Source organism: Undibacterium sp. Ji49W (genome assembly GCF_049340205.1).
Lineage (GTDB): Bacteria > Pseudomonadota > Gammaproteobacteria > Burkholderiales > Burkholderiaceae_D > Undibacterium.
Map to the genome: position 1 here is coordinate 1 of NZ_JBMPOW010000057.1, position 486 is coordinate 486.

Here is a 486-nt window from a genome sequence, read left to right on the forward strand (position 1 = left end):
TCAATGGCGCACAAAAAATCACCATGGGTGCCGGTAACGACACCGTCATCTTCGATAACCTCCAGGACACACGTGCTGGTCTGAGCATCTCCGACACCGTAGCCGGTGGCGCAGGTACAGGCGACACCCTGGTCATCGACGGTGACCTGACAGGTGCCAACCTGGGCGACACCATCGCCCTGGGCGCGTCTGAATGGACTAACGTTTCTGGCTTTGAAACCATCCGTCTGGTTGGTACCTCCAACAACGCTGGCGTTGCCGGTGCTGGTAACTACCGTCTGACCTTGACCGATGCCCTGATCGCTGCCAACAACAACGCCGGTGTACTGGCCATTGTGAATGACAACGACACAGCCAATGATGCCAACAATGCTGCTGATACCGCTGGTACAGCCATTGAAAGCGCAGTGGTGATCGACGCCCGTAGCCTGAGCGCCACAAGCCGCTTCAGCTACAACGGCGAAGAAGGTGCCTCCCGCACAGCCG

The 486-nt window shown here is 58.2% G+C and carries 1 protein-coding gene; it reads left to right on the top strand.

The features are described from left to right. A partial coding sequence (locus ACO0LK_RS27015; RefSeq protein WP_422980610.1) for a hypothetical protein occupies positions 1-486 on the top strand: 486 nt, incomplete at both ends.